This is a genomic window from Streptomyces sp. NPDC006510 (genome assembly GCF_040611955.1).
GTDB lineage: Bacteria > Actinomycetota > Actinomycetes > Streptomycetales > Streptomycetaceae > Streptomyces.
On the sequence record NZ_JBEXPH010000018.1, the window covers coordinates 46,653 to 69,059 of the forward strand.

30 protein-coding genes and 3 pseudogenes are annotated in these 22,407 nt (G+C 67.1%); 21 read left to right on the forward strand and 12 right to left on the reverse strand.

The features are described 5' to 3' along the window. Window positions 1-6 precede the first annotated feature (6 nt). Window positions 7-603: an alkaline shock response membrane anchor protein AmaP gene (amaP, locus tag ABZY11_RS08795; RefSeq protein WP_356478454.1), complete on the forward strand. Its 597-nt coding sequence runs from the start codon at window positions 7-9 to the stop codon at window positions 601-603. A gap of 276 nt (window positions 604-879) precedes the next feature. Here the strand turns inward: amaP and ABZY11_RS08800 are convergent. After that, window positions 880-1,002 (reverse strand): annotated as a pseudogene (locus tag ABZY11_RS08800) (transposase); the annotation flags it as partial. Between the two features lie 265 nt (window positions 1,003-1,267). Here ABZY11_RS08800 and ABZY11_RS08805 point away from each other — a divergent pair. The 4 genes from ABZY11_RS08805 to ABZY11_RS08820 all read left to right on the forward strand — a co-directional run bounded on the left by ABZY11_RS08805 (window position 1,268) and on the right by ABZY11_RS08820 (window position 4,799). Next, a complete protein-coding gene (locus ABZY11_RS08805; RefSeq protein WP_164495245.1) occupies window positions 1,268-1,423 on the forward strand; it encodes a DUF6131 family protein in 156 nt (51 codons plus the stop codon). Window positions 1,424-1,535: 112 nt separating this feature from the next. Then, window positions 1,536-1,982 carry an SRPBCC family protein gene (locus ABZY11_RS08810; protein WP_356478455.1) on the forward strand — a complete coding sequence of 149 codons (447 nt, stop codon included), beginning with the start codon at window positions 1,536-1,538 and terminating at the stop codon, window positions 1,980-1,982. Between the two features lie 876 nt (window positions 1,983-2,858). After that, window positions 2,859-3,740 (forward strand): histone protein, encoded by an 882-nt coding sequence (locus ABZY11_RS08815; RefSeq protein WP_356478456.1) that lies wholly within the window; start codon window positions 2,859-2,861, stop codon window positions 3,738-3,740. A 6-nt stretch (window positions 3,741-3,746) separates the two neighbouring features. Then, window positions 3,747-4,799, forward strand: coding sequence for an SRPBCC family protein (locus ABZY11_RS08820; protein WP_356478457.1), 1,053 nt, complete (start codon window positions 3,747-3,749; stop codon window positions 4,797-4,799). A gap of 78 nt (window positions 4,800-4,877) precedes the next feature. On the opposite strand, the gene ABZY11_RS08825 is transcribed toward ABZY11_RS08820, so the two are convergent. The 4 genes from ABZY11_RS08825 to ABZY11_RS08840 form a co-directional block, all read right to left on the reverse strand. Further along, window positions 4,878-5,318, reverse strand: coding sequence for a hypothetical protein (locus ABZY11_RS08825; RefSeq protein ID WP_356478458.1), 441 nt, complete (start codon window positions 5,316-5,318; stop codon window positions 4,878-4,880). A gap of 231 nt (window positions 5,319-5,549) precedes the next feature. Next, on the reverse strand, window positions 5,550-5,861 hold the full coding sequence (locus ABZY11_RS08830; protein WP_356478487.1) for an FAD-dependent oxidoreductase: 312 nt from the start codon (window positions 5,859-5,861) through the stop codon (window positions 5,550-5,552). Between the two features lie 113 nt (window positions 5,862-5,974). Next, entirely contained in the window at window positions 5,975-6,202 is a 228-nt protein-coding gene (locus ABZY11_RS08835; protein WP_356478459.1) for a hypothetical protein, read from the reverse strand. Window positions 6,203-6,297: 95 nt separating this feature from the next. Further along, window positions 6,298-6,453 (reverse strand): DUF6131 family protein, encoded by a 156-nt coding sequence (locus ABZY11_RS08840; protein WP_356478460.1) that lies wholly within the window; start codon window positions 6,451-6,453, stop codon window positions 6,298-6,300. A gap of 458 nt (window positions 6,454-6,911) precedes the next feature. On the opposite strand from ABZY11_RS08840, the gene ABZY11_RS08845 reads away from it, so the two are divergent. The 10 genes from ABZY11_RS08845 to ABZY11_RS08890 all read left to right on the forward strand — a co-directional run bounded on the left by ABZY11_RS08845 (window position 6,912) and on the right by ABZY11_RS08890 (window position 12,453). Continuing rightward, window positions 6,912-7,307 carry a gas vesicle protein gene (locus tag ABZY11_RS08845; protein ID WP_356478461.1) on the forward strand — a complete coding sequence of 132 codons (396 nt, stop codon included), beginning with the start codon at window positions 6,912-6,914 and terminating at the stop codon, window positions 7,305-7,307. Window positions 7,308-7,394: 87 nt separating this feature from the next. Next, window positions 7,395-7,856: a gas vesicle structural protein GvpA gene (locus ABZY11_RS08850; RefSeq protein WP_356478462.1), complete on the forward strand. Its 462-nt coding sequence runs from the start codon at window positions 7,395-7,397 to the stop codon at window positions 7,854-7,856. 3 nt (window positions 7,857-7,859) lie between these two features. Further along, window positions 7,860-8,573, forward strand: a complete 714-nt coding sequence (locus ABZY11_RS08855) for a GvpL/GvpF family gas vesicle protein (RefSeq protein ID WP_356478463.1) — start codon at window positions 7,860-7,862, stop codon at window positions 8,571-8,573. 9 nt (window positions 8,574-8,582) lie between these two features. Next, complete coding sequence (locus ABZY11_RS08860; protein WP_356478464.1) at window positions 8,583-8,834, forward strand: gas vesicle protein GvpG; 252 nt, start codon at window positions 8,583-8,585, stop codon at window positions 8,832-8,834. 81 nt (window positions 8,835-8,915) lie between these two features. Next, window positions 8,916-9,362: a gas vesicle protein gene (locus tag ABZY11_RS08865; protein WP_356478465.1), complete on the forward strand. Its 447-nt coding sequence runs from the start codon at window positions 8,916-8,918 to the stop codon at window positions 9,360-9,362. Continuing rightward, complete coding sequence (locus tag ABZY11_RS08870; RefSeq protein ID WP_356478466.1) at window positions 9,359-10,174, forward strand: GvpL/GvpF family gas vesicle protein; 816 nt, start codon at window positions 9,359-9,361, stop codon at window positions 10,172-10,174. The genes ABZY11_RS08865 and ABZY11_RS08870 overlap by 4 nt, the downstream gene beginning before the upstream one ends. Beyond that, entirely contained in the window at window positions 10,171-10,419 is a 249-nt protein-coding gene (locus ABZY11_RS08875) for a gas vesicle protein (RefSeq protein WP_356478467.1), read from the forward strand. Before ABZY11_RS08870 ends, ABZY11_RS08875 begins: the two co-directional genes overlap by 4 nt. Then, the gene (locus ABZY11_RS08880; protein ID WP_356478468.1) at window positions 10,409-10,816 is read left to right on the forward strand and encodes a gas vesicle protein K; all 408 of its coding nucleotides are present in this window, start codon (window positions 10,409-10,411) and stop codon (window positions 10,814-10,816) included. The genes ABZY11_RS08875 and ABZY11_RS08880 overlap by 11 nt, the downstream gene beginning before the upstream one ends. Before the next feature lie 16 nt (window positions 10,817-10,832). Beyond that, window positions 10,833-11,006, forward strand: coding sequence for a CsbD family protein (locus tag ABZY11_RS08885; RefSeq protein ID WP_356478469.1), 174 nt, complete (start codon window positions 10,833-10,835; stop codon window positions 11,004-11,006). Window positions 11,007-11,448: 442 nt separating this feature from the next. After that, on the forward strand, window positions 11,449-12,453 hold the full coding sequence (locus ABZY11_RS08890; RefSeq protein WP_356478470.1) for an iron-containing redox enzyme family protein: 1,005 nt from the start codon (window positions 11,449-11,451) through the stop codon (window positions 12,451-12,453). Here the strand turns inward: ABZY11_RS08890 and ABZY11_RS08895 are convergent. The 4 genes from ABZY11_RS08895 to ABZY11_RS08910 form a co-directional block, all read right to left on the reverse strand. Further along, entirely contained in the window at window positions 12,433-12,636 is a 204-nt protein-coding gene (locus ABZY11_RS08895; protein ID WP_266737309.1) for a CDGSH iron-sulfur domain-containing protein, read from the reverse strand. The genes ABZY11_RS08890 and ABZY11_RS08895 overlap by 21 nt on opposite strands. 37 nt (window positions 12,637-12,673) lie before the next feature. Next, window positions 12,674-13,336 carry a HemK2/MTQ2 family protein methyltransferase gene (locus tag ABZY11_RS08900; protein ID WP_356478471.1) on the reverse strand — a complete coding sequence of 221 codons (663 nt, stop codon included), beginning with the start codon at window positions 13,334-13,336 and terminating at the stop codon, window positions 12,674-12,676. A gap of 15 nt (window positions 13,337-13,351) precedes the next feature. Next, complete coding sequence (locus ABZY11_RS08905; protein ID WP_356478472.1) at window positions 13,352-14,317, reverse strand: LLM class F420-dependent oxidoreductase; 966 nt, start codon at window positions 14,315-14,317, stop codon at window positions 13,352-13,354. A 539-nt stretch (window positions 14,318-14,856) separates the two neighbouring features. Further along, window positions 14,857-15,030: a CsbD family protein gene (locus ABZY11_RS08910; RefSeq protein WP_356478473.1), complete on the reverse strand. Its 174-nt coding sequence runs from the start codon at window positions 15,028-15,030 to the stop codon at window positions 14,857-14,859. Window positions 15,031-15,581: 551 nt separating this feature from the next. On the opposite strand from ABZY11_RS08910, the pseudogene ABZY11_RS08915 reads away from it, so the two are divergent. Both ABZY11_RS08915 and ABZY11_RS08920 read left to right on the forward strand, forming a co-directional pair. Then, window positions 15,582-16,267, forward strand: a pseudogene (locus ABZY11_RS08915) (LLM class flavin-dependent oxidoreductase); the annotation flags it as partial. Window positions 16,268-16,348: 81 nt separating this feature from the next. Next, window positions 16,349-16,882: a hypothetical protein gene (locus tag ABZY11_RS08920; protein ID WP_356478474.1), complete on the forward strand. Its 534-nt coding sequence runs from the start codon at window positions 16,349-16,351 to the stop codon at window positions 16,880-16,882. A gap of 170 nt (window positions 16,883-17,052) precedes the next feature. Here ABZY11_RS08920 and ABZY11_RS08925 read toward each other — a convergent pair whose 3' ends face one another. After that, a complete protein-coding gene (locus ABZY11_RS08925) occupies window positions 17,053-17,802 on the reverse strand; it encodes a dienelactone hydrolase family protein (RefSeq protein ID WP_356478488.1) in 750 nt (249 codons plus the stop codon). 113 nt (window positions 17,803-17,915) lie between these two features. Between ABZY11_RS08925 and ABZY11_RS08930 the strand changes: the two genes are divergently transcribed. Continuing rightward, on the forward strand, window positions 17,916-18,395 hold the full coding sequence (locus tag ABZY11_RS08930; RefSeq protein WP_356478475.1) for a MarR family transcriptional regulator: 480 nt from the start codon (window positions 17,916-17,918) through the stop codon (window positions 18,393-18,395). A gap of 139 nt (window positions 18,396-18,534) precedes the next feature. Here ABZY11_RS08930 and ABZY11_RS08935 read toward each other — a convergent pair. Further along, a pseudogene (locus ABZY11_RS08935) lies at window positions 18,535-19,437 on the reverse strand (aminoglycoside phosphotransferase family protein); the annotation flags it as partial. Window positions 19,438-19,643: 206 nt separating this feature from the next. On the opposite strand from ABZY11_RS08935, the gene ABZY11_RS08940 reads away from it, so the two are divergent. Together ABZY11_RS08940 and ABZY11_RS08945 are read left to right on the forward strand one after the other, a co-directional pair. Continuing rightward, complete coding sequence (locus tag ABZY11_RS08940; protein WP_356478476.1) at window positions 19,644-20,153, forward strand: DUF664 domain-containing protein; 510 nt, start codon at window positions 19,644-19,646, stop codon at window positions 20,151-20,153. A gap of 162 nt (window positions 20,154-20,315) precedes the next feature. Beyond that, window positions 20,316-20,756, forward strand: a complete 441-nt coding sequence (locus ABZY11_RS08945; RefSeq protein ID WP_356478477.1) for an NUDIX domain-containing protein — start codon at window positions 20,316-20,318, stop codon at window positions 20,754-20,756. 29 nt (window positions 20,757-20,785) lie between these two features. Here the strand turns inward: ABZY11_RS08945 and ABZY11_RS08950 are convergent, their stop codons facing one another. Then, window positions 20,786-21,217, reverse strand: coding sequence for a DUF3995 domain-containing protein (locus tag ABZY11_RS08950; protein WP_356478478.1), 432 nt, complete (start codon window positions 21,215-21,217; stop codon window positions 20,786-20,788). A gap of 121 nt (window positions 21,218-21,338) precedes the next feature. Between ABZY11_RS08950 and ABZY11_RS08955 the strand changes: the two genes are divergently transcribed. Further along, the gene (locus ABZY11_RS08955; RefSeq protein WP_356478479.1) at window positions 21,339-22,355 is read left to right on the forward strand and encodes an aminoglycoside phosphotransferase family protein; all 1,017 of its coding nucleotides are present in this window, start codon (window positions 21,339-21,341) and stop codon (window positions 22,353-22,355) included. Window positions 22,356-22,407: the final 52 nt, after the last annotated feature.

Consider the following 22,407-nt stretch of genomic DNA (forward strand, 5'->3'; position numbering starts at 1 on the left):
TGTCCCATGCTCAAGGCAGTGAACCGGGTGTTGCTGGGACTGCTCGGCCTTGGACTGTTCGCCCTGGGCGGCGGCGTGTTGCTCGGTGGGCTGGATCTGCGGCGCCACTGGGGGTTCGACATACCGGGCTGGTGGCCCTTCCGAGGCCCGGAGGATGTCGTACTGGGCACCTGGGGACGCGCCCGGTGGCGGGCGGAGGGATGGTGGTGGCCGGCCGTCATTGCGGTGCTCGTCGTGCTTCTCGCGCTGCTGCTTTGGTGGCTTCTGGCGCAGCTGCACAGACACCGGCTGGGCCAGGTCCTCATCGAGAGCGAAGGCGACGCGGCGGCCCGACTCAATGGCCGTGCGCTGGAGGACGCAATCGAGGAAGAGGCGCAGGTGCTGGATGGGATCTCGCGGGCTCATGTGCGGCTGACGGGTCGGCGTGCTGCTCCGGCCGCACGAGTACGGCTGTTGCTCAAACCTCACGCAGAACCGGCGCGGACTCTGGAGCAACTGAGCGGGGAAACGCTCGCACACGCACGGGACTCGGCAGGCCTGGACCGCCTCCCGTCGGAGGTCCGGCTCAGGGAAGTCCGCCACCGCGCCCGCCGCGTCGCCTAGGTGTTCTGTCCATGGGGGTTGGTGAGGGCTATCACACGGGTGTGGTGATCTTGAACGAGTGAGGCCTTCTGGTTCGGTGTGGATTGCGATACCTCCACCGGCAGGAGGCTCTCCTGCGGGGCTGCCAAACGATCGGTGCAGCTCACGTTGTTGAGGTATCTGGTGGGCTGCTGAGAGACGGCCTGCCTTCGAGGGTGATGTCGAAGGCGTTCAGTGCGCGCTTCTGCGGCCTTTGTTGGGGAAGGAGCGCGGGCCTTGACCGCCCGGCAGAGGATTCTGCCGCTGGCGCACGGTCTTCGGCTCGAACGCGCCTTCACGGTCCCTGGGCACGATGGTCTTCATGGGGGTCGAAATGTCGGTCAGTACCGTCTTGGAGCGGGTTCCGTTACGCGAGATGCCGCCATAGAGCTTCGTGCAGACGGGGCCATACCCCTCGATTTGAATCGCGCTTTCAGGATGATCGTCGGAAGCTGATGAGTCGCGTCATGGCGCCGCTGGTGACGAGCGCCCGGGCGATGATGACGGCCATGCGGAAGCACGGATGTGCCTGTCCTCGTGACATAGCCCCTTCCCTGGTCTGGTGGACGAGCTCCTCGCGCGGTCTGCATCGCCGTGCATACGTGTGAGGCGCATACTGAAAAGACCTGTGAGAACGGAGGACGCCATGATCATCCTCGGCGTCATTCTGCTGGTCATCGGTCTGGTGGCCGGCATATCGATCCTGTGGACCATCGGTATCGTGCTCGTCGCGATCGGCATCGTTCTTTGGATCCTGGGTGCCGTCGGGCATGCAGTGGGCGGTCGACGGCACTACTGGTAGTGCCGCTTACTCCCGCTCCTTGTGCACGCGGCCACTGTGATGTCCAACGGCGGCTGTGATTCCGGCGTGCTCGGATGCCGCGTGCTATTCAGCGTCCCGGATGGGAGCACACATGGCTGTACGTCATCAGCTCATCGCCCGGGAACCGTCCGTGCTCTGGGCGGTTCTGGAGGACGAGAGCCGTTACGCGGACTGGGTGGTGGGGACCTTGGACTCCGGCCCGGGCAACGGGCATTGGCCGGAAGTCGGATCGTCGATCAAATACACGGCGCGTGTGGGGCCGAAGGAGTTCCACGGACGCACGACGGTCCGTCGTCTCGACGCCCCGCGCTCACTGGAACTCGAAGTGCACGGGGGGTCGTTGGGTACAGCACGGATCGCTTTCGACATCCGGCCGTGGGGCGAGAAGACCCTGGTCATTCTCGACGAGCATCCGCTGCGCGGCCTGGGAGGGAGCCTCCACAACACAGTTGTCGACGCCTTTGCGCAGATCCGGCACCGCAGCATGTTGCGGCGACTTGCGGAAGTCGTCGAAGGAATGCCTCAGGGCACGGGGTGAGTGACAGGCTGAGAGGACCAGCCCCAACTGCTGGTCAGCTGACTGGGTCCAGTAGCTCAGCGAGACGCTCGGCTGGGGTTGACCAGTCGAGCGTCTTTCGTGGTCGGCTGTTGAGTTCGGAGGGCACCACCTCCAGCTGCTCAGGAGTGTGGGACGAGTCAATGTCCCTGGGGGAAATGCCGTCGCAGCAGGCCGTTGGTGTTCTTCTTCGAGCCGCGCCGCCCGGGGCTAGCCGTATAGCGGAAGTAGACCGAATATCTGTGGACTTGGTGCACGGCTGGTGGGCCGCCATCTCCACGCCCTGGCCACAGGGCAGGGAACGCCGAAGGTGCGGCGGAAGAGATTGGCCGGTCGCGGCGAAAGCGTTACGTGTGGCCAGGAAACCGTGGCCACACAGCAGATGGAGGATGGGCCCGTGCCGTCGTCCGATAACCCCCAAATCATCGATCCCCACAGCAGCCGCCACCCCGGCTGATGCGCCCGCTAGCTCCGCTCAAGGTGCGAGGCGCTCGATAGCGATCAGACTTGAATGCATGGCAGAAGAACGACAGCCCCGCGGCGAAAGCCACGACTTCCGAAACGCGGCGGAGCGATTTGGAAACGCGCACCGCGAACACGTCAAGCTGCGTATTGCGGGGCCTGATGCCTTGTTGCAACTTCGTCGCCGCTGCAGGCACTCACATTGAGGCCGCCGGAGTCTGGCCATGGGACTGATCACGGGACTGCTCACGCTCCCCATCGCACCGGTCCGCGGTCTGATCGGGGCGGCGGAAGCTCAGCGACACTGCCGAGCGCGAACTTTACGACTTGGGAAGAGGAAAGGCTACTCGACCGGCTAGGTCGGCCCCGCACCGAACGATCGAAGGTGACGCACTCATGGATGACACAGCCAAGGTGACCCTCGCGGCCGCAGTAGTGGGCGGCTATGTGCTGGGCCGGACGAAAAAGGGCCGGCTGGCCCTGACCATTGCAACGTACCTGGCAGGGAGACGATTCGGCCTGGAACCCCGACAGCTTGCCGCCGAAGGGGTGCGCAGACTAGGAGAGATTCCCCAGTTCGCCGAGCTGCAGGAGCAGCTGAAAGGGGAAGTCTTCGACGCAGGCCGCAAGGCAGTGGCTGCCGCCGCTGACCGGGGCATGAGTTCGCTGGCCGACGCCATCAGCGACCGTACGGCCCGGCTGGGTGAGAAGCAGGATGAGGGGGAGGAAGAGGGGGACGAGGAGGAGTACGAGCTGGAAGAGGGAGGCGCGGAGTACGAGGAAGAGGAGGAACCGGAAGAGGAAGAGCCGGAGGCCGAGTACGAAGAGGGTCAGGCTGAGGAAGAGGAGGAACAGCCAGAAGAGGAATACGAGGAGGAAGAGGAAGAGGAAGAGCCGGAAGCGAGGCAGCCGAAGCAGCGCCGCAGTTCTCGTCAATCAGCCCAGCCCAGAGGAGGCGCGGCGCGCAAGAAGGCTGCTCCCGCCCATGGAGAGAAGCCTCGGACGGCCAAGAAGTCTGCCGCCCGGAAGGCGGCCCCGGCAAAGAAGACGGCTGCGAAGAAAACTGCTCCGGCCAAGAAGTCCGCCGCCCGGAAGACGGCCCCGGCAAAGAAGACGGCTGCGAAGAAAACTGCTCCGGCCAAGAAGTCCGCCGCCCGGAAGACGGCCCCGGCAAAGAAGACGGCTGCGAAGAAAACCGCTCCGGCCAAGAAGTCCGCCGCCCGGAAGACGACGTCGTCGAAGCGAGAAGCGTCCAAGCGCGCCGATCGTCGGAGGTAGCCAGTCATGACCAGGACGGAAACAGACCAGCCCACGGCGCAAATGTCGGGTGCGGACCGGCTTCGCGAAGAGGCGTCCAACTTCCTCAGTGCACAGGTGGAGAGGCTCGCCGAGAAGGCGGGCGAAAAACTGACCGATGTCACTGGGCAGCTCAACGATGTGGCCGAGAGTGGATCGCTTCCTGCGATCGGCTCCCGTATTCTCCAGGGAGATTCCCCGCTGAAGGCATTCGTCGGAGAGAAAGCCAAGGGCGTCAAGGACAATGTCGTGGGGAAGGTCCAGGAAGCGTTCGGCGGCGGAAAGGGGAAACGCAAGTCGAGCGGCGGCAAGGTCATGAACATTATCGAGGTTCTCGATGTGGGAGTGCCCCTGCGTGTCGCGTACGACCACTGGACGCAGTACGACCAGTTCAGCAGCTTCGCGAAGGGCGTTCGCGACGTCTCGAAGAACGATGAGATGTCCAGTGACTGGAAGGTCAAAGTCGGCCCTTCCTCACGCAGCTTCAAAGCGACTGTCCAGGAACAAATTCCCGACGACCGCATCGTTTGGACATCCGAGGGAGCCAAGGGTACTACCCGTGGTGCGGTCAGCTTCCATGAGTTGGCGCCCAGCCTGACTCGAATCGTCCTGGCCGTGGAGTACTACCCGTCCGGGTTCTTCGAGAAGACGGGCAACCTGTGGCGCGCCCAAGGGCGCCGGATGCGACTCGACTTCAAGCACTTTCAGCGATACGTCACCCTTGCCCAGGAAGAGCCCGAGGGCTGGCGCGGTGAAATCCGGGACGGTGAAGTCGTCGTGTCCCACGAAGACGCCATGGAAGAAGAGGCCGCCGAGCAGGAGGACGCACAAGGCGAGGAGTCCGAAGACGAGGACTACGAGGGGGAGCCCGAGGACTACGAGCCCGAGGACGAAGACTACGAGGACGAGGACGAGCCTGACGACGAAGACTACGAGGACGAGTACGAGCCTGAGGGTGAGGACGAAGAAGAAGGCGAATATGAGGAAGAAGGGGAGGAAGAGGACGTAACCCCCTCCCGGGGGCGGGAACGACAGAGGTGACGCCGTGACTGGCGTCGCCTTCAGGCAGGGGGCCTACCCGTTCGGGACCGCAGACCACCAATTTTGTCGGGCCGCAGCCTATCCAGATGGGTCGTGATCCGCCGCAGGACTTTGCGCGGCTTGGGCATCGGCCGGTGCGGCGAGGCGGGACTGCGGACTGCCGGAGCAGACGGATGAACCGGCTGACGAGACTGAGATCGCCTCGAAATCCCTGGTCGCGGACTTCACGGAAGATTTGGCTGGCTGGCGTTGTGACAGCCCAGCGAACCTCTTGTAGATGTACGGCTTGAAGTCGTCCAGCAGCGCCCGGCGGGAGGTGACCTTGACCAGCAGATCATCGACATCTGGAATTCTGGCATGGCGTCGGACTGCGTAGTAGGCGAGCTGCAAACCCCGGCTGATTCCATGCAACGGGCTTCCCTGGGAGAGGAGTTCGTGCACGGTCTGGTGCCGTTCGCGGATACCGGCGACGATGCGGCGCGGATGGCCATTGACGTCCGTGGTTCCGTCCGGGGCCAAAGGTGGCTCTGCTTCGGAAGAGGCGCGCCAGGAACTTCCGCGGGTGGGACTGCAACTGCCCCGCCACGCGTACTGCACCGGCCACCTCGAAGGGCAGTTCCGTGTCGGTCACGAAGGACGCGTTGAGCCCTGCCTGCCGTGCGACCTCTGCCTCGTCCCTGACCGCATCGATGTGCTGCGGATCCCGTGTGCAGGCGTAGGCGGGTGAGTGCTCCAGGGCGGCGTCGATGTTCAGTTCGGCGCAGAGAGCGGCCGTCCGGTCGAGCGCCTCCTGTTGTCGTAGTGCGTACAGCTGGCGCTGCGGGCGCCGTGCTTCGCATCCAACTGCGCGAACACCAAGCCATGCGCAGCCGACAGTTTGGCGGTGGTGTATCCGGTCACGCCCGCGGCGATCCGGTCCGCCTCCAGGACAACAACGTCCACACCTGCCCGGACCAGTTCCCATGAGGTGCAGAGGCCGGCGATGCTGCCGCCGATGACTGCGACGTCTGCGGTCAGGTCGGTGCTGGGGGACAGCCGGTACGCGGCGTGGTGGCGATCCAGTACGCCTCGTCAGCAGTCCGGTGTTCTGTTGCCATGGCTCCTCAGCTTCCGCTTTGACCGGGACATTGCGTGGCCCGTTGTGCACGTCGTGATGGGGAGGGTCAGGTCATGAATCAGTCTGCAGCCGTCTGAGGCAGGATGCTGGTGCCGTAGAGGTCGAAGAATCCCTGCTGGTCCGGTCCGATCTGGTTGACGTGCGCCTCGTCAAAGTCGGCCTCCACATAGGGGCGGACCGCCCGCACGTGCACATCCACGTCGTCGCCACAGACGACGTGGTCAGGGTCTATGCCTTCGGCGGCCAGTTCGGAGGCCTGCTCGAAGTGTTTCGTGGTCGCCAGCACCTGAAATCTGCGGCGGCCTCCAACCAAAGGCCAGAAAACACCTCCAGCGGAGAAAGGCTCCTGTACAAGTCGCTGAGTGGCGAGACTCTGCCCGGCTACCAGTAGTGCCTTCGACCAGCGACCGCGTGCCCCAGGGACCCCAAGATCCACAAGACAACCCCGATAGCCGCGAGAACTATCCCGATTGTCCACAGTATGGAGATCCCGGTCACGAAACCGACGACAAGCAAAATGATTCCGAGAATGATCACGGTGTTCTCCGATCTCGCACATACCCTCTCTTTTTTACTGTGATCCCTGCGCACTGCAAGGGCAACTGCTCAGGGAATGGGCACGTGCGCCTGCCACGACCTGTTCTCCAACGGCGGGCCGTCGGAGAACAGGTCAACAAGAGTGAACACCGGCGTTCCACCACTTGCGAAACGCGCATGATACTGATCGCCTTTTGCGTTTGTCATCAGCGCCGAGGGCCTCAGTGGAAGCGATTCCTTCTCGTGCCAACCACCCCACCACTCACGGCGTTTCTTATGCGGCAGCGATGGCGCTACGCAGCCAGTGGGGAGGCTAGGGCACGCGGTTAGGAGGCTGCGCCCGGCGCTGAAGCAATGTGCGAGCTCCGAGATGCGGTCAGCCCAGGCCGTATATCATGGAACGGCGTCTTGTGAAGGTGACGCGGGCATCATGTCGTCTCCGATTCCGGAGCAGGAACATGGCCGTAGGCGAAGAGGGCGAGACAGGGCGCGTCCGGCGTCCGTCCAGCAAGAAGCCCGTCAAGAAGACCGCCAGGAAAACCAGCACCGGACGGGCCAGCAGCCGCGCGAACGAAACGAAGCGTGCGGCCCGTCGGGTTTCGGCCCCGCGGGCCATGCGGTATGCGGCTGAGCAGCTCCAGGAGCTTTTGGGGCGAGCACCCGAGTCCGTCTCGGCGGTGAAGCCGACGGAGGGCGGCTGGCAGGCGGACGTGGAAGTTCTGGAGCTGGAGCGCATCCCCGGCACCACCAGCGTGATGGCGAGTTACCGGGTGACGCTGGACGAGGAAGGCGAACTGCTGGCGTACGAGCGCACCCGCCGCTACACCCGAGCCCAGATCGACCCGCGTGGCTAGGGCCGGAATGCCACTGCTGCACCGCTCGACGGACGAACGGAAGCGGCCTCGTCCGGAGCCACGTGTGAGCTGCTGAAAGGAGGCACCATGACTTTGGTGCCGCAGGGCGGAGAAACCATTTCCAGGGCCGGAGGAGGGTCGGGGAACCTTTACGACATCCTCGAGCTGATTCTGGACCGCGGCCTGGTGATCGATGTCTTTGCACGTGTGTCCTTGGTGGGCATCGAGATCCTCAAGATCGATGCCCGCATCGTCGTGGCGAGCGTGGACACCTACCTGCGCTTCGCGGAGGCATGCAACCGCCTCGACCTGGAGGAGGGCCGCAAGGCTCCGTCTCAGCTGACCGACCTGGTCGGCGAGGTGACCGAGGGCGGAGCGCATGGCAAAGCCAAGGGCGCGCTGAGCGGGGCCGCTGACGTGCTGACCGACGCCCTGAAGGGAGGGCATGGCGACGAGGAGGTCGAGCAGTCAGAAAAGAGGCGCAAGGAGCCCGAGGAGAGGCGGGAGCGGCCGCGGCGTCGGCCTGCCGCCCGACGCCGCGAGGAGTGAACCATGGCCGTATACGTGTATTCCATTGTCCTGGCCACCCATCCGCAGCGCTTGGACGGCCTCCACGGGGTGGGGGACCCGCCTGCGACCCTCCGCACGGTGGGCGCCGAAATGCTGTCCGCGGTCGTCAGCGACGCGCCCGAGGAGCTGCGTCCCAAACGCCGAGACCTCGGCGCGCACCAGGCGGTCCAGGAACAGCTGATGGCCGACGGCACCGTTTTGCCACTGCAGTTCGGCTTCACCGCCGTGGACGACGACGCTGTACGAGCGGTCCTGGAGGATGGTACGGATGAATTCAGCGAACGCTTGCGGGCGCTGGAGGGCTGCGTGGAATACCACCTGAAGGCCGCCCAGGACGAGGATGCGCTGTTGCGCCAAATCCTTCGGGAGTCCGACGAGGCGCGCGAGCTCAACGAGGAGATCAGAAGCGGCCGCAGCAGCCCGGAACTGCCGCTCGCCCTCGGGGAGCTGGTCTCCCAAGAGGTGCAAGCGCGGCAGGATCGGCTCGCCGTCACAGTCCTCGATGCGCTGCGCGGACTCGCGCGGGAAGAACGCTCGTCGCAGCCGACCGGGAACGACTTCTTGAATGTGTCCTTCCTTGTGGAGCGGGACAACGAGAAAACCTTCCTCGGCGCGGAACAGGATATCGCCAGGGAACTGGGCGAGGACTTCGACCTGCGACTGGTCGGCCCGCTGCCCGCCTACAGCTTCGTCTAGGGAGTTCTCATGGGACTGCTGACTCAACTCGCGACTCTTCCGCTGGCGCCGGTGCGTGGCGTGGCCTGGGTCATGGAGCGCGCCGTCGAGGCCGCGGAGAACGAGTACTACGACCCAGCCCCCGTCGAACGGGAACTCGCCGCACTTGAGCGAGCGCTCGTGGCGGGAGAAATTGACGAGGAAACCTTCGACCGGCGCGAGGACGAGTTGCTGGACCGGCTGGACGAGATCAGGGCCCATGTCCAGGGCGTCGATACCTGATCGCGCAGCCGGTGGAACGGGCGCATTGCCACGCGCTCCCGTCGAAGCAACGGGACACCAGGGAATTGAGGTGCAGCGGCCGTGACCGAACCCGTCGCCAGGAGGCTGGGCGACCTCCCGTCCAGGTCCGCCCCGTATGGCCAGGGCTCCTCGGCCAATCTCGCCGACATCCTGGAGCGTGTCCTGGACAAAGGCATCGTCATCGCAGGCGATATCCAGATCAACCTCCTGGACATCGAACTGCTTACCATCAAGTTGCGCCTGCTGATCGCTTCGGTGGACAAAGCGAAGGAAATGGGCATTGACTGGTGGGAACACGATCCCTCACTGTCGTCACGCGCCAACGACGGCTACCGCTCACTTGCCGAGGAGAACAAACGGCTGCAGGCTGAAATCACGGCGCTGCGCGAGGACCGTGAGCTGCCACCGGCCAAGGACGATGAGAGCCGCGCCGCGGCCCCCCGCCGCACCTCACGCACCAAACGGGCACAGCCCAGCCCCCGCAGCGAGAGGCGGGACGAGCCATGACCGCCACGATCTCCTATGCGTACGCCGTAGCACGGGACGCCGACGGATCGCTGGGAAAAGCTCTGTCCGGGCTCCCTGGAGTGGCGGAGGCGCCGGTGCATCTAGTGCGTGTAGAACACAGCGACAATGTGGTGGTCGCCGTGAGCCCGGTACCCGAGCGAGACTTCCAAGAAACCGCGCTGCGAGCGCATCTTGAGGACCTGGACTGGCTGGAGTCAGTGGCCCGCGCCCATCACCGGGTGATTGAGGCCTTGGCCGCCCGCACCGCCGTCCTGCCACTGCGTCTGGCGACGGTATACCTCGACGACGAGCGGGTGCGACTCATGCTCCGGGCCCGCCACGAGGCGTTCGCCGGCAGACTGACCGACCTGGCAGCGCAGGTGGAGTGGGGCGTCAAGATCTATGTCGAAGCGTCCGCCGAGACCGAGAGGCCGGCAGACCCACCCACAGATGCCGGTCTGAGCCCCGGGCGGGCCTACCTCAGCCAGCGCAGAGCACAGCGGCACGCCCGCGAAGACACCTATCGGGACGCCGGACAGGTAGCCGAGCGGGTCGAGGCCGCCGCCCGCGCTTATGCGGTTGATCGCGTCCAGCACCGGCCGCAGCAAGGCGAACTCGCCCGCGGGCCGGGAGAGAACGTCATCAACGATGCCTACCTTGTGCCGCTGCAACAGGCCGAGGATTTCCGTGCTGATGTCATGCAGGCCGCAGAAGGAATACCCGGGGTACGCGTCGAAGTCACCGGGCCGTGGGCCCCGTACTCCTTCGCCACCCTCGCCGAAGCCGAACCGCTGAAGAGGGCGACGCCGTGAGGGCGGCGGGCAGGCCGGAGGCCGCGCCGGAGGAGCCGCTGCCGCAACGGCAGATCGCACTGATCGACCTGCTGGACCGGTTGCTCAGCGGAGGCGTGGTCCTCACCGGCGACGTCGTGCTCTCCATCGCCGATATCGACCTCGTACGCATATCGCTGCGCGCGCTGATCGTCTCCATCAGCGAACAGAATCCTTCCCCGTGGCATGCCATCTCAGCACCCATAGGAGACGACAATGTCAGGTGAGGAGCGTCCGCCCGGAAGTCGCCTTGACGAGATCGCCGATGCCGCCGCCCGCGCCTTCCGCATGCTGCCCGCAGTGCCGCAGGACATCCTGCCCCGGGGCGGTGCGGAGGCGCGAAGGCCGGCCCATCGGATCACTACCGCCCCGGACACCGTGGAACGAGACCTGATCAAACTCGTACTCACACTCGTCGAGCTGCTACGACAGCTCATGGAACGCCAAGCCCTTCAGCGGGTCGACGCAGGAGACCTCACTGAGGAACAGGAGGAGCGCCTCGGAGCAACTTTGATGATTCTGCACAGTCGTATGATTGAACTCTGCTCTCGGTACGACCTTTCCATGCAAGATCTCAACTTGGAACTCGGACCTCTCGGGACACTGCTGCCACCACCCGAATGACGTCAGGGAGAACGAAATGGGTATCGGAAAGAAGTCCAAGAACATTGGCAAAATTGCGGAGGGGAAAACAAAGGAATCGGTCGGGCGGGCCGTGGGTAACGAAAGTTTGGAGGGAAAGGGGAGGGCCCAAAAGATGAAGGGCAAAGTGAAGCAGGTCGTCGAGAAGGGCAAGGACACCTTCAGGCACTGAGAGGGGGACACGCCGCACTGACCCGCTGCCACACTCCGAACGCTGCCACGCTCCGAACAAGGGCGGGCCGGCGTACAGCGGAGCAAGTGCCGACTCGTTGCAATCGACGCAACTGGCGGCGGGACAGTGCGCCCTCGGTGTTCGAGGCGCTGAGGAGGGCGTTTGTCCGCGCTCACGTCTTGTATGTCCGGGTGACATGCAACGGGCCGCTGAAACGAATGTGCCCGGCGAACGTCTCCGCGACCACCGGCCGCCCATTCGTGAATCCCCGACGAGTATGGGAACACACGCGCCGGTCGGAGTCGCCGTTGTGGGCTGCTCCGAGTCCGAAGCCCTGGCGAAGCTCTCCGACCTCTACTCGATGCGGAAATCCTGGTTGTGAGCGATCCTGATTCCGATGTGAACGAGGTGGAACGCGAAGCTGGGAGACCCGTCGCAAGCGATGGAGATGCCAACGAAGGGAAGTACCGTGAGGCTCCCGGAAACCCGAGGCGAGGTGTCTGCCGCTCTGATCGAGGCGCTGGGTCGGGAACCGGGACTGCGCAGCCTGCCCGACATACGCCTGGTAGCGGGTACCGACCCGTACGACGACGACCTCCAACTCGCCCTGTACCTCTGCTACGAGTTGCACTACCGCGGCTTCGACGGTGTGGACGACGCCTGGGAGTGGGATCCGGAGCTGCTCAGGGTGCGTGCCGCGCTGGAGCGGGAGTTCATGGCTGCTTTGCGCGCTGACGTACCGGTGGCCGAGGACATCGGCAGCGCGCTGGACGAACTCGTTCTGGAGCCGTCGGACGCCGACGGCGTGTCGTACTTCCTGCGGGACGAGGGCGAGCTGTGGCATCTACGCGAGTACGCCGCTCACCGCTCGCTTTACCACCTCAAGGAGGCTGATCCGCACGTGTGGGTGATCCCGCGCCTGACGGGCCGGGCCAAGGCAGGAATGGCCGCTGTGGAGTACGACGAATTCGGAGCGGGACGGGCAGAACAGGTTCACTCGAAGCTGTTCGCCGATCTGATGGCGGACCTCAACCTGGACACCTCGTATGGGCGCTACCTCGACGCCGGCTCTCGGCAGATGCTCGCGACCGTCAACCTCATGTCACTCTTTGGACTCCACCGTACACACCGTGGTGCGCTGGTTGGTCACTTCGCCTCAGTGGAGACCACATCGCCACCAGGGTCGCGGCGCCTCGCGCAGGCATTGAAGCGCGCCGGTGCCGGGCCTGCGGCCATCCACTTCTACGCGGAGCATGTGGAGGCCGACGCCGTGCATGAGCAGCTTGTACGGCATGAGGTCGTCGCCGGTCTGCTCCAGGAGGAGCCGGATCTGGCACCGGACGTCGCCTTCGGTATCGCAGCCACGGGATGGTTGGAAGACCGGTTCGGGGAGCATTTGCTCGGCGCATGGCGGGGCGGCGAGTCCTCAGTCTGTGTGCCGCTCTGAGGCCGGCGGTGGGGCTTTCGGCCTCTTCCGGCCGCGGTGGCTCGTATCGCACCAAGGGAAGATGAGGCTCCGCCGACAGGTACACAGTGCGACGACAGGCCGGTCCGAGCGTGCAATGTGTCCGTCCTCCTGGACCACTTCGACCGGCCCCTCCACGAGCATGGGTCCGCCCGGCTCCTGCATGACGCGCCGTGCAGCTGCCCGAGGTGCGGTCTCCGGTTCAGTACGGCCGTTCTGCACGGATCACCACCAGTTCCTCTGCCTCCTGGCCGCGCTCGATCAGGCCCTGAGTCTCCAGCCAGCCGGCCCGTTCTCGCAGGACAGGCCCGAAGGGAACGAACCGGCGGTCGGTCACAGCCACGTCCAATCCGGCTTCAGCCAGCCGCGCCAAGGTCATCGCTGGGCTGCTCAGCACGGAGTGGACCGCGAGCAGCACACCTCCGGGGCGCAGCAGAGCGGGGCCCTTGGCGCAGAGCCGGTCGAGCACCGCCCGGCCGTCGATCCCCGCCTCCCAGGCCCGAGCAATACCGCGGCGGGGCATGCGGACGTTCGCCGATGGTACGTACGGCGGGTTCGCCAGTACGAGGTCGAACCTCAGGCCGGTCGCAGGCTCCGTCAGATCACCACGGCTGGCCCGGATGGCCCGCGCGTGCCCCGACAGCAGTGCGTTCAGTCGTGTCGTGAGCACCGCCGCGGCCGACGTGTCGATGGCGATCACGTGGGCAGCGCCGTGGCGGGCTGCGGCGATCGCCACGGCGCCGGTACCAGTACCCATGTCGAGTACCTCCGCTCCGGGTGACAGATGCTCGCGCCGCAGAGCGGATATCAGCATGGCTGTGTCTTCCTGGGGCATGTAGACACCCGGAGGCTGGAGGAGTTTCACTGTCGCGTCCGGCTCTCAGAGATCACGCAGGGCGGGCAGAAGGGTCTTCTCCGCCCAGTCGAGGAAGGGCTGCTGATGGTCACCGCCGACCTGGACCAGGGCGATCTCCGTGAAACCCGCCTCGGCGTAGGGACGCACCGCCTCGACGAAGGTGCCGACGTCGTCACCGCACGGGACGGAATCCGCGATGTCGTCCGGGCGCACGAACTGGGAGGCCCCGGTGAATCCGGCCGGCCCCGGGAGCTCTGCGTTGACCTTCCAGCTGCCGACCGACCAGCGGAACTGGTCGTGCGCCCGTGCGACCGCCGCATCCCGGTCGGTGTCGTAGCAGACGGGCAGCTGGCCGACCCGCGGCTTGCCCGTACCGCCGTGCCGGTCGAATGCGTCCAGCAGGTCGCTCCTGGGCTCGGTGGCAATGACAAGATCGCCCAGTCGGCCGGCGATCTCGCAGGACCGCTCCCCCGATACTGCGATCCCGATCGCAGGCAGCTCCTCGGGCAGATCCCAGAGCTTGGCGTTCTCCACGTCGAAATGTGTGCCGTGATGGCTCACATCACGGCCGCCGAAGAGTGCGCGAATGACTTCTGCGGCCTCTTCCAGCATCTCCAAGCGAACGTGGGCTGCGGGCCAGCCCGCGCCCACCACGTGCTCGTTGAGGTTCTCGCCGGAGCCGAGACCGAGTCGGAACCGCCCCTGGGAGAGCAGCTGCATCGTCGCGGCCTTCTGTGCGACCACCGCAGGGTGGTATCGCACGGTGGGGCACGTCACGCACGTCATCAACGGGATCCGCGACGTGGCCTGTGCGGCCGCGCCGAGCACGCTCCATGCGTACGGGGCGTGCCCCTGGGAGTCCAGCCACGGAAAGAAGTGGTCCGAAGCGACGGAGAAGTCGAAGCCGGCGCGCTCGGCGCCCACCACATGCTCGACGAGCTCACGCGGACCGGCCTGTTCGGTCATCATTGTGTATCCGACCAGCACCATGGAACACTCCTTGGCGAGTCTTGGGTTCCGAACACGAGCTGTCCGACTCCGGGGGACCGGGTCAATTGACGAAGCCGCTCGCCTCGGGCCCGCGAGGACTCACGAGGCTGAATCTCCGCCGTCCCGCGACCTCACAACGGCAGCCGGCACCACCGATCGGGCCCACCCGAGGTAGAACTCGGCTTCGGAAATCGCATTGCGGGTGGTGCGCTGCCCCATGAGCACACACAGTGCATGCGACATCCGCGAGGTGTCGGTGGCTAGCCAGGTCGTGCGGCTCTGCCAGGACGACAACTCGTAACCCCGAGTCGAGACCGGCGCTTTCCTCAATGGGAGACATGATGAAAACAGGGTGGGGCAATCAGCCTCGGTGACCCGGCGTTGCAACAGTCCGTGACCGCCGAACGTCAGCGAACTTTCACCGAACAACGAAACCTGACGCCGCCTGGTGCCCGCCGCGCGGCCGGCACCAGGCCGCGCCTCGGGGGCCGTGAAACCCGGATGCGGTCGCCCTGGGTGCGCGGTCCACAATGCAGGTACTACCGTCCGGACTTCTTCAGCCGCTCAGCCGCCTTTGCCGCGGTCTCCTGGGCCTTGCCTGCCATTTGCTCGCCGCGGCCCTCAGCCTGCATGTCCTTGTCGTCCGTGGCACCGCCGACGGTTTCCTTCAGCTTGCCCTTGATCTGCTTGGCCTTCGCCTTTGCCTTACTCATGACGATTCTGTCCTTCGCTGTGGGGGATGACGTAATCCACCTTGCGTCGACCACTCCGAGGCCGCAATCGGTGAGGTGTCGCGCTCACGAGCAACCGGAAGGAAGAGCCGCGGGAGCGGCACTCTCCGATCAGTCGGGCGGCTCGGGGACCGGGCGGGGACCGGGACCCGGCGCCGGGGGCGGCTCCGAGTCTGGCCGGGGCTCGGGTTCGCTGGGACCTGGCTCGGACGGCGGCTGCGGGTCGTGTGGCACCGGATCCGGCCGACTGGGGACTGGCCCGGGACCCTCGGGGGAAGGTTCTGTGGTCATCGCTCTCGTCCTTTCTCGCGTCGCTGCTTCGCAGCATCCCAGCGGACCAACCGCGAGTTGAGCGAGGTCGTCCATGCGTCGGTCTTCTCACGGGCGTCGAACGCGCCCTCCCCCATGCTTCCACTGTGCCCCGGAGTTCGCCCGGTGCGCGTGACTGTGTGCACTCAAGCTGCCGTGCGACGCACGTTCCGAGCATGCCTCCGACGAGGCCGCACGAGTTCCCGGCTCCTCGCGTCGCCAGCTTCACCGACGGCATCCGCAGGGCGCTCGGCCGGGACAAATCGGCCGCCGAGGACTTCGCCGGGCAGCTCACCGAACTGCTCGGCTGGCTGGACGGCACACAGCGGGCCCACCCGCAGGTCCACGCCCTTCCCGCCGAGGGCCTGCGCATCCCCCCGTTCCTGCTGGCCACCGGCGAGGGCGCGGGCATCGCGGCAGCTGCGGGGCTGCCACTGGTGATCGGCGACCTCCGCGGCCGGGAGAAGCTGCTGCGCGCCATCGAGCGCTACCGCCGGGAATTCCGCCCCTCCACCTGGGCCGCGGAGCCCTATGTCGTCGTGGCGGGGACGATCGCGCTCGCCGGGAGCACGGGGGAGGCCCGTCGGCTCCTGATCCCGGAAGCGTGGTCCATGGCCCATTCCCGGACCGACGGCGTCTTCCCGCCGCTCGCCCCGCCGATCAGATCGAGGCGCGGAGCATGACGGAGAAGGAGCGCCGCTTCTACGAGAACGGGTTGCGCGGCCACCTCCACGGCACGGGGGACGAAGTCGTCACAGAGATCGAAACGGTCATCAAGGAGACCGGCGCCGACGAGGTGCTCGTCACGACCAGTACGTACGACCGCGCGGCTCTGGTCGACTCGTTGCGCCGCCTGGCCCGGATCGCGCAACTGACCCCGCACCGGGGCGTGCCCGGCGCACGACGGTGACAGAACCCGCCCCGAGTCGGGCGGACCGGAGCCGGCCCGCGTACTTTGGCCCGGATGCCGAGTACCGACGGAGGAGCGGGCATGCGAACGGTGTACAGCGGGGAACTACATGTCTGTTACGGGCAGTTCTACGTGGAGAGCAGGCCAGACGATGACGGCACCGGGGTATCGGCGACCTGCGCGGGGCAGGTCAACGGGCTCTGCGGAGCCGCCGAACCGGGACATCTGTATCTGAAGACAGGCCTGCACACCGGGGAAGTGGGGCTGACCGTCGAGGTGCACGACACCACACCCCCGCTCGACGACAGCTGGGAGGACGTGGTGGAGGTCCCGTTCCGGCCCGCCTCCGAGTCCACGGTCGTCCTGCCGTGGGGCGACGCCCCGTTGGTGTCGGTGGATCTGCCCGTGGCCGACTACCGGGTGCGGTACTGCGGAAGCGACATGGACCGGGCGCGCGAGGAGGAGCTGGCCATTCTCGCCGGAGAGGCGGCAGCCGATCAGTACCTCCTGCAGTTCTGGCCGGCGGCGCCACGCCCCGACGAGATCGTCAAGCAGACGGCAGCGATCGCGGACTACTGGCATCGCCAGGCACGCGACCTGCCGCCGTCCCCGTAACCACAACAGCGCGCCGGGGCCGGGCGACGCCGGGCACATCTTGGAGTTGACTTCAGCCCGCCGCGCGGCGACGGCCCGCCCACCCCGGACGGCGTCCGGAGCCGCCACCACTGACCGCGGGATGCGGTCGCCGCCCGGCTCGCACCGACGCGGGTCTCCGGGCCGGAGTCTCAGTTGTTGGTCAGGGTGCGGCCGAGGAGCGGGAGCAGGCGGTCCCAGTGGCGCTTCAGCCCGGAGGGGTTGAAGGCGTAGGTGTCAGACATGGTGAAGCCGTGGACGGTGCCGGGGTAGATCTCGGTGCTGTAGTCGATACCTGCGGCGTCCAGGGCCTGGTTGAGCTCGTTGACGGCCTCGGGCGACATGTCGTTCTCGGAGAGGCCGAAGTGGACCTGGGCGGTGACCTCGGGCACGAGGCGGTGCGGGCTGTCGGGCGCGTCGGTGACCAGGAAACCGGGGTGGAATCCGGCGACGGCGGCCACCTGGTCGGGATGGGCCGCTGCGGTGCGCAACGCCAAGGGGGCGCCCATGCAGTAGCCGATCGCGGCGACCGGTCCGGGGTCGACCTCGGGCTGGGTGGTGAGGAACCCGAGGTAGGCGTCGGCGTCGCGCAGGACCCGTTCGGTGGTGTGTGCCTCGATGAAGGGCATCAGCCGGTCGATGAGCGTGGGCCGGATCTCTTTTCCGATGTACTCGGGAAGTTCGATCACCGGTGCCGGGCCGTGCCGGTAGTAGAGGTTGGGAAGGAGCACGTAGTAGCCGTGCCCGGCCAGTTCACGGGCCCTCTCCTCCAGTTCGGGCCGCACGCCGAAGGCATCCATGTACAGCAGCACCCCCGGGTGCCGCTCGCCGTCGTCGGGGAAGGCGGCGAAAGCGTCGGCCTGGCCGTCCGTGGTGGGAATCTGCAGCATCTTGGTGGGAATGGCGGATCTTCCTTCCTGGGAATTCACTCAACCAGTGTTAGTTGCACTAACGGTAGCGGTGCGAGTGAACGTATATCGTTAGGTGGACTAACGCAATGGACAGGATTGGTGCCATGACCAGAGCCGAAGCCACGGACATGCCCGACGGCGCGCCCAGGACGCCCGACAGGCTGCGTCGACGGGCGAGCCGGCTGTTGTCGCAGCTGTCCACGCGTTCGGACCGGCTGGTAGCCGAGGGGCTGGCCCAGGCCGACGCCCGCAAGTGGCACTACGCCGTGCTCGCCTCACTGCAGGATTACGGGCCGGCCAGCCAGGCGGAGCTGAGCAGGCGCACCGACATCTACCGCAGTGACATGGTCGGCGTGCTCAACGAACTGGCCGAGCGCCACCTCGTCGAGCGGGCGCCGGATCCACACGACCAGCGACGCAACATCATCACGATCTCCGCCCGGGGTCGCCGTCACCTACGCCGCCTCGACAGGGTCCTGGACGACCTCCACGACGAACTGCTCGCGCCGCTGAGTCCGGCCGAGCGCGACCAGTTCGTGCAGTTGCTCACCCGCCTGCTCGACCACCACGCCGGGGCCTCCTGACCTCCCGCGGTGGCATCCGACATCAACGCTGCCCGGGGGGCTGATCCGCAGGCGGTCGCTCGTGAAACAGGCGACCGTCCGGCGGCATTGTGGCGGGGCCGCTGCGCTGCTCCCGCCCCCGTCGGCTCAACAGGGTGGTGGCGATGGCGATCTGGGCCGGCTCCAGGGCGGCTTTGCCGTCCTCGATGTCCCACAGTGCGTTCTGCAGGACGCGGCCCAGTGTCCAGCCGGTCGCCCGCTGCCGGTCCAGGCCGAGCACCTCGGTCAGCTGGTCGAAGCGGCGGAGCACCGCTCCTGTCACGTCGCCGGTCGCCACAATCTCGTCCCAGCGGTTGTCCATCGCAGGCAACAGCTCGAAGCCCGGGTCACCGGCCAGGGGTTCGGGATCGATGGCCAGCCACGGTTCCCGCTGTCCGGCGAGGATGTTGTCGTAGTGCAGGTCCCAGTGCAGCAGGCGGTCGCCCGGTTCGCCGATGAGTTCGGCCACCGCGGACGCGCAGGTGCGCACCAGCCGCCGTTCGGCCGGGTCGTGGAGCATCGGCACGGCGCGCGGTACCTCGTCGAGCATGGCCGCGGCGATGTCGGCCAGTTGCCGGAAGCCCCGTGGCGCGGGCACCGCGACCAGGCGGGCCATGAGTTCGGCGAGGATCTGCACGGCGGCCGTGTCGTCGGCCACCGCCGACAGCGGCCTCGCCGAGTCCAGCCGTTCGAGCAGCGTGGTGCCGGTGCCCGGGTCGTGGTCGAGCAGGCGTACCACTCCGTTGCCGTTCCACACCCGCAGGCCCTGCACGGCGTCGACGTTGTCCTCGGTGACCTGCTGGAGCTTCAGCACAGCGGGGGTACCGTCCACGCGGGTCACCGGCAGTACGAGCGAGGCCATGCCGTGTGCTGCGGGGCCGTCCGGCCGCAGGCTCCAGCGGTCCAGGAACTCCGCGGCCAGTCCGGGCAGCGCGGCGATCCAGGCACGGCCGGACCCATCACCCATCCCGCCGTAGGACGCGGCGAACGCGGCGGGGACGTCGATGGGGTGCGAGGTGCTCAAGTGTTTCTCCTTCGTCGGTTCCGGAATCGTTCGGGTACGAGGGAGATCATGGCGGTGCCCGGCTTCCGGGCAGGCGTCAAAGCACGCTGCCAGCCTATGCGCACGCCGCGGTGCTGCCGAAGGCCGCGGCCGTCGCCGCGGCGTGATGCGGTGCGCGGCGCGTGTCGAAGGCGGGGCAGCGGCCCGACAGCGGCGATGGTGATGGCATGAACAGTGCTGACCTTTTGACCGACGCGTTCACTCGCGTCCGGGAGACGGTGCACTCGGCGGTCGAGGGCCTTTCACCCGCCGACCTCCATGCTCGTCCCGACGACGGAGCGAACTCGATCGGCTGGCTCGTATGGCATCTCACCCGGATCCAGGACGACCATGTCTCGGACGCGGCCGGAGTCGAGCAGGTCTGGTTCTCCGAGGACTGGGCCTCCCGTTTCGATCTGCCCTTCGGGAAGGAGGCCACCGGGTACGGACACAGCAGCGCGGACGTCGCGGCTGTGCGGGTGCGCTCGGCCGAACTGCTCCTCGGTTACCACGACGCGGTCCACGAGCAGACCGTCGGCTTCGTGTGTGGGCTGGACAACCGGGCTCTGGACCGCATCGTCGACGAGGCGTGGTCGCCGCCGGTCACTCTCGGGGTCCGTCTGATCAGCGTCGTCTCGGACGATCTGCAGCATGCGGGCCAGGCCGCCTTCGTCCGCGGGGCGCTGGAGCGCCGGTAGACCGGGGTCCGGCTCCCGGCCCGTGGCCGGAGCCACGTCCGGGCGCCTCCGCGCAATCGATAGGTTGTCCCGGACGGCCCGGACGGCCCGGACGGCCCGGACGGCCCGGACGGCCCGGACGGCCCGGTCGGAGCCGTGGACCTCGATGTCAGGAGGACACCCGTGGGAAGTGACGTACGTTCACGCGTCTCGGCGTATGCGATAGCCGTCGCGGAGCAGCAGCTGCTGCTCACTCAACTCTCGGACAGCTCACCGGTCTTCCTGCCCGGGCTGTGGCACCTGCCCGGCGGAGGCATCGATCCCGGTGAGCAGCCGCGGGAGACGCTGGCACGTGAACTGTACGAGGAGACCGGCCTCGAACTCCTTGACGCCCGGCTGGTGGACGCGCTGGCGTACACCGCTCACCGGCTCGGAGTGAACTGGAATCTCGTGGGACTCTTCTACCTGGTCGACCTCAAGCCCGGACCGCTCGCGGTCACCAAGACCGACGACTCCACCTCCGCCGTCACCTGGATGCCCCTTTCGGGCTTGGTGGAATCGCGGCTGTCTCCCGCGGCGATCGACAGTCTCGGGATGATCGGCGCGCGAGAAGTGCGGCAGTAGGCCGCTCGTCCCGTCGCCCCGCAGGCCGGCTACCCCTTGCGCCGGGCGGTGGCGATCGCGGTCGAGGTCGCGAGCGCGAGGCACAGTGGCGAGTAGGCGAGCCGGTCGAGGCGCCGGAAGCGGGGCGAGACGGATCCCGGGGACAGCAGGTCCGTCCGGCCCGAGAGACCGACCGCACCACGCAGAGCGAGCACACCCGCGACGCCGGCCGCACCGATCCGGGACAGCGCCGGGCGCCGCCGCGGCCTGCCTGCCACCAGCAGCGCCGCGGTTCCCAACGCGCCCGCCACCGCGAAACACGCCACCGGGCCGGGCGGATTCGGGCGGCCGATCACCACGTCGGAGTAGGTTTCCCGGTCGGGCAGCGGCCAGGTCGAGCCCAGCCCCCAGGCGACATGCAGACCGGAGATCGCGGTCAACGCGGTGACGGAAATCCGGCGGGCATCACGTTCGATCGTCATGACACCGACGCTATCGCCCCTGCCGAACGGCCGGGAGAGCGGGGCACCATCAGCGGAAAGCGGGGCACAGTCACCGGAAATTCGGATGAAGGGCCGACCGGCACGGTGATGGGATGGCGCGATGCGAAGCGATGCGTCGGCAGTGGTGGACCGAGGGCAGTACCAGGACGCGGTGACGCCCTGGGAACAGGAGTCATGGCGGGCGGACGCCATCGGATGGGCGGAGCGCGGGCTCGCCGCTCATGGGCTGCGGGAAACCGGGCCACGAAAGGTGAGGCTCCGGCCGTGGTCGGTGCTGGTGCGGATGTCCGTCGCGGGAGACGACGCGGTGTGGTTCAAGGCCAACCCGCCCGCCAGCGCCTTCGAGGCGGGGCTGACCGAGGCATTGGCCCGCTGGGTGCCCGGGCACGTACTGGAGCCGCTCGCCATCGACGCGGGCCGGGGCTGGTCGCTGCTCCCGGACGGTGGCACGCTCTTCCGCGACGCTCTCGACTCGGCGGCCGGCACCGCGGTCGATCCGGGTGCCTGGGAGGAACCGCTGCGCCAGTACGCCGGAATGCAGCGCGCGCTCGTTCCGTACGCAGAGGAGATCGAACTGCTCGGTGTCCCCAGCGCGCGCACGGCCGTGCTCCCGGAGACCTTCGACCGGGTCGTCGACGGGAACACCGCACTGGAGCCCGCCGACCGCAGGGCCTTGTGCGAGCTGCGGCCCCGGCTCGTGGAGTGGTGCGAGGAGCTCACGGGAGCGGGCATCGCCGATACGCTCGACCACTCCGACCTGCACGACGGTCAGCTCTTCGCGCCCGAGCCGGGCCGTTTCACGTTCTTCGACTGGGGCGACGCGGCCGTCGCCCACCCGTTCTGCAGCTTTCTCGTCCCCGCCCGTGCCGCCCGTGAGCGGTTCGGGCCCGAGGCGCTGCCCCGGCTTCGGGACGCCTACCTGGAACAGTGGACGAGCGACGGTCGCACGACGGCCGAACTGCGGCGTGCGCTGAGTCTGGCCTGGCGGCTCGGGGCGATAGGCCGGGCCTGCTCCTGGGGACGGCTCTTCCCCGGTGTGTCCGGCGGCGTCGGCGCGGCCGGCGAAGCGGAGAGCGCACGCTGGCTGCTGGAACTCTCCACAGAGCCACCGCTCTAGGGTCTGTCCGGCGGGGCGGGCGGCCGGTGCGACGGGCCGGTGCCCGGCGGCC

What these genes read in the sequence shown, in the direction of transcription:
- ABZY11_RS08860 (WP_356478464.1), top strand. Translation starts at nt 8,583, where the DNA reads ATGGGACTGCTGACTCAACTCGCGACTCTTCCGCTGGCGCCGGTGCGT.
- ABZY11_RS08950 (WP_356478478.1), bottom strand. Translation starts at nt 21,217, where the DNA reads ATGACGATCGAACGTGATGCCCGCCGGATTTCCGTCACCGCGTTGACC.
- ABZY11_RS08895 (WP_266737309.1), bottom strand. Translation starts at nt 12,636, where the DNA reads ATGCAGGAGCCGGGCGGACCCATGCTCGTGGAGGGGCCGGTCGAAGTG.
- ABZY11_RS08850 (WP_356478462.1), top strand. Translation starts at nt 7,395, where the DNA reads ATGACTTTGGTGCCGCAGGGCGGAGAAACCATTTCCAGGGCCGGAGGA.
- ABZY11_RS08855 (WP_356478463.1), top strand. Translation starts at nt 7,860, where the DNA reads ATGGCCGTATACGTGTATTCCATTGTCCTGGCCACCCATCCGCAGCGC.
- ABZY11_RS08905 (WP_356478472.1), bottom strand. Translation starts at nt 14,317, where the DNA reads ATGGTGCTGGTCGGATACACAATGATGACCGAACAGGCCGGTCCGCGT.
- ABZY11_RS08845 (WP_356478461.1), top strand. Translation starts at nt 6,912, where the DNA reads ATGGCCGTAGGCGAAGAGGGCGAGACAGGGCGCGTCCGGCGTCCGTCC.
- ABZY11_RS08885 (WP_356478469.1), top strand. Translation starts at nt 10,833, where the DNA reads ATGGGTATCGGAAAGAAGTCCAAGAACATTGGCAAAATTGCGGAGGGG.
- ABZY11_RS08955 (WP_356478479.1), top strand. Translation starts at nt 21,339, where the DNA reads ATGCGAAGCGATGCGTCGGCAGTGGTGGACCGAGGGCAGTACCAGGAC.
- ABZY11_RS08930 (WP_356478475.1), top strand. Translation starts at nt 17,916, where the DNA reads ATGACCAGAGCCGAAGCCACGGACATGCCCGACGGCGCGCCCAGGACG.
- ABZY11_RS08810 (WP_356478455.1), top strand. Translation starts at nt 1,536, where the DNA reads ATGGCTGTACGTCATCAGCTCATCGCCCGGGAACCGTCCGTGCTCTGG.
- ABZY11_RS08815 (WP_356478456.1), top strand. Translation starts at nt 2,859, where the DNA reads ATGGATGACACAGCCAAGGTGACCCTCGCGGCCGCAGTAGTGGGCGGC.
- ABZY11_RS08820 (WP_356478457.1), top strand. Translation starts at nt 3,747, where the DNA reads ATGACCAGGACGGAAACAGACCAGCCCACGGCGCAAATGTCGGGTGCG.
- ABZY11_RS08880 (WP_356478468.1), top strand. Translation starts at nt 10,409, where the DNA reads ATGTCAGGTGAGGAGCGTCCGCCCGGAAGTCGCCTTGACGAGATCGCC.
- ABZY11_RS08870 (WP_356478466.1), top strand. Translation starts at nt 9,359, where the DNA reads ATGACCGCCACGATCTCCTATGCGTACGCCGTAGCACGGGACGCCGAC.
- ABZY11_RS08920 (WP_356478474.1), top strand. Translation starts at nt 16,349, where the DNA reads ATGCGAACGGTGTACAGCGGGGAACTACATGTCTGTTACGGGCAGTTC.
- amaP (WP_356478454.1), top strand. Translation starts at nt 7, where the DNA reads ATGCTCAAGGCAGTGAACCGGGTGTTGCTGGGACTGCTCGGCCTTGGA.
- ABZY11_RS08910 (WP_356478473.1), bottom strand. Translation starts at nt 15,030, where the DNA reads ATGAGTAAGGCAAAGGCGAAGGCCAAGCAGATCAAGGGCAAGCTGAAG.
- ABZY11_RS08890 (WP_356478470.1), top strand. Translation starts at nt 11,449, where the DNA reads ATGGAGATGCCAACGAAGGGAAGTACCGTGAGGCTCCCGGAAACCCGA.
- ABZY11_RS08805 (WP_164495245.1), top strand. Translation starts at nt 1,268, where the DNA reads ATGATCATCCTCGGCGTCATTCTGCTGGTCATCGGTCTGGTGGCCGGC.
- ABZY11_RS08940 (WP_356478476.1), top strand. Translation starts at nt 19,644, where the DNA reads ATGAACAGTGCTGACCTTTTGACCGACGCGTTCACTCGCGTCCGGGAG.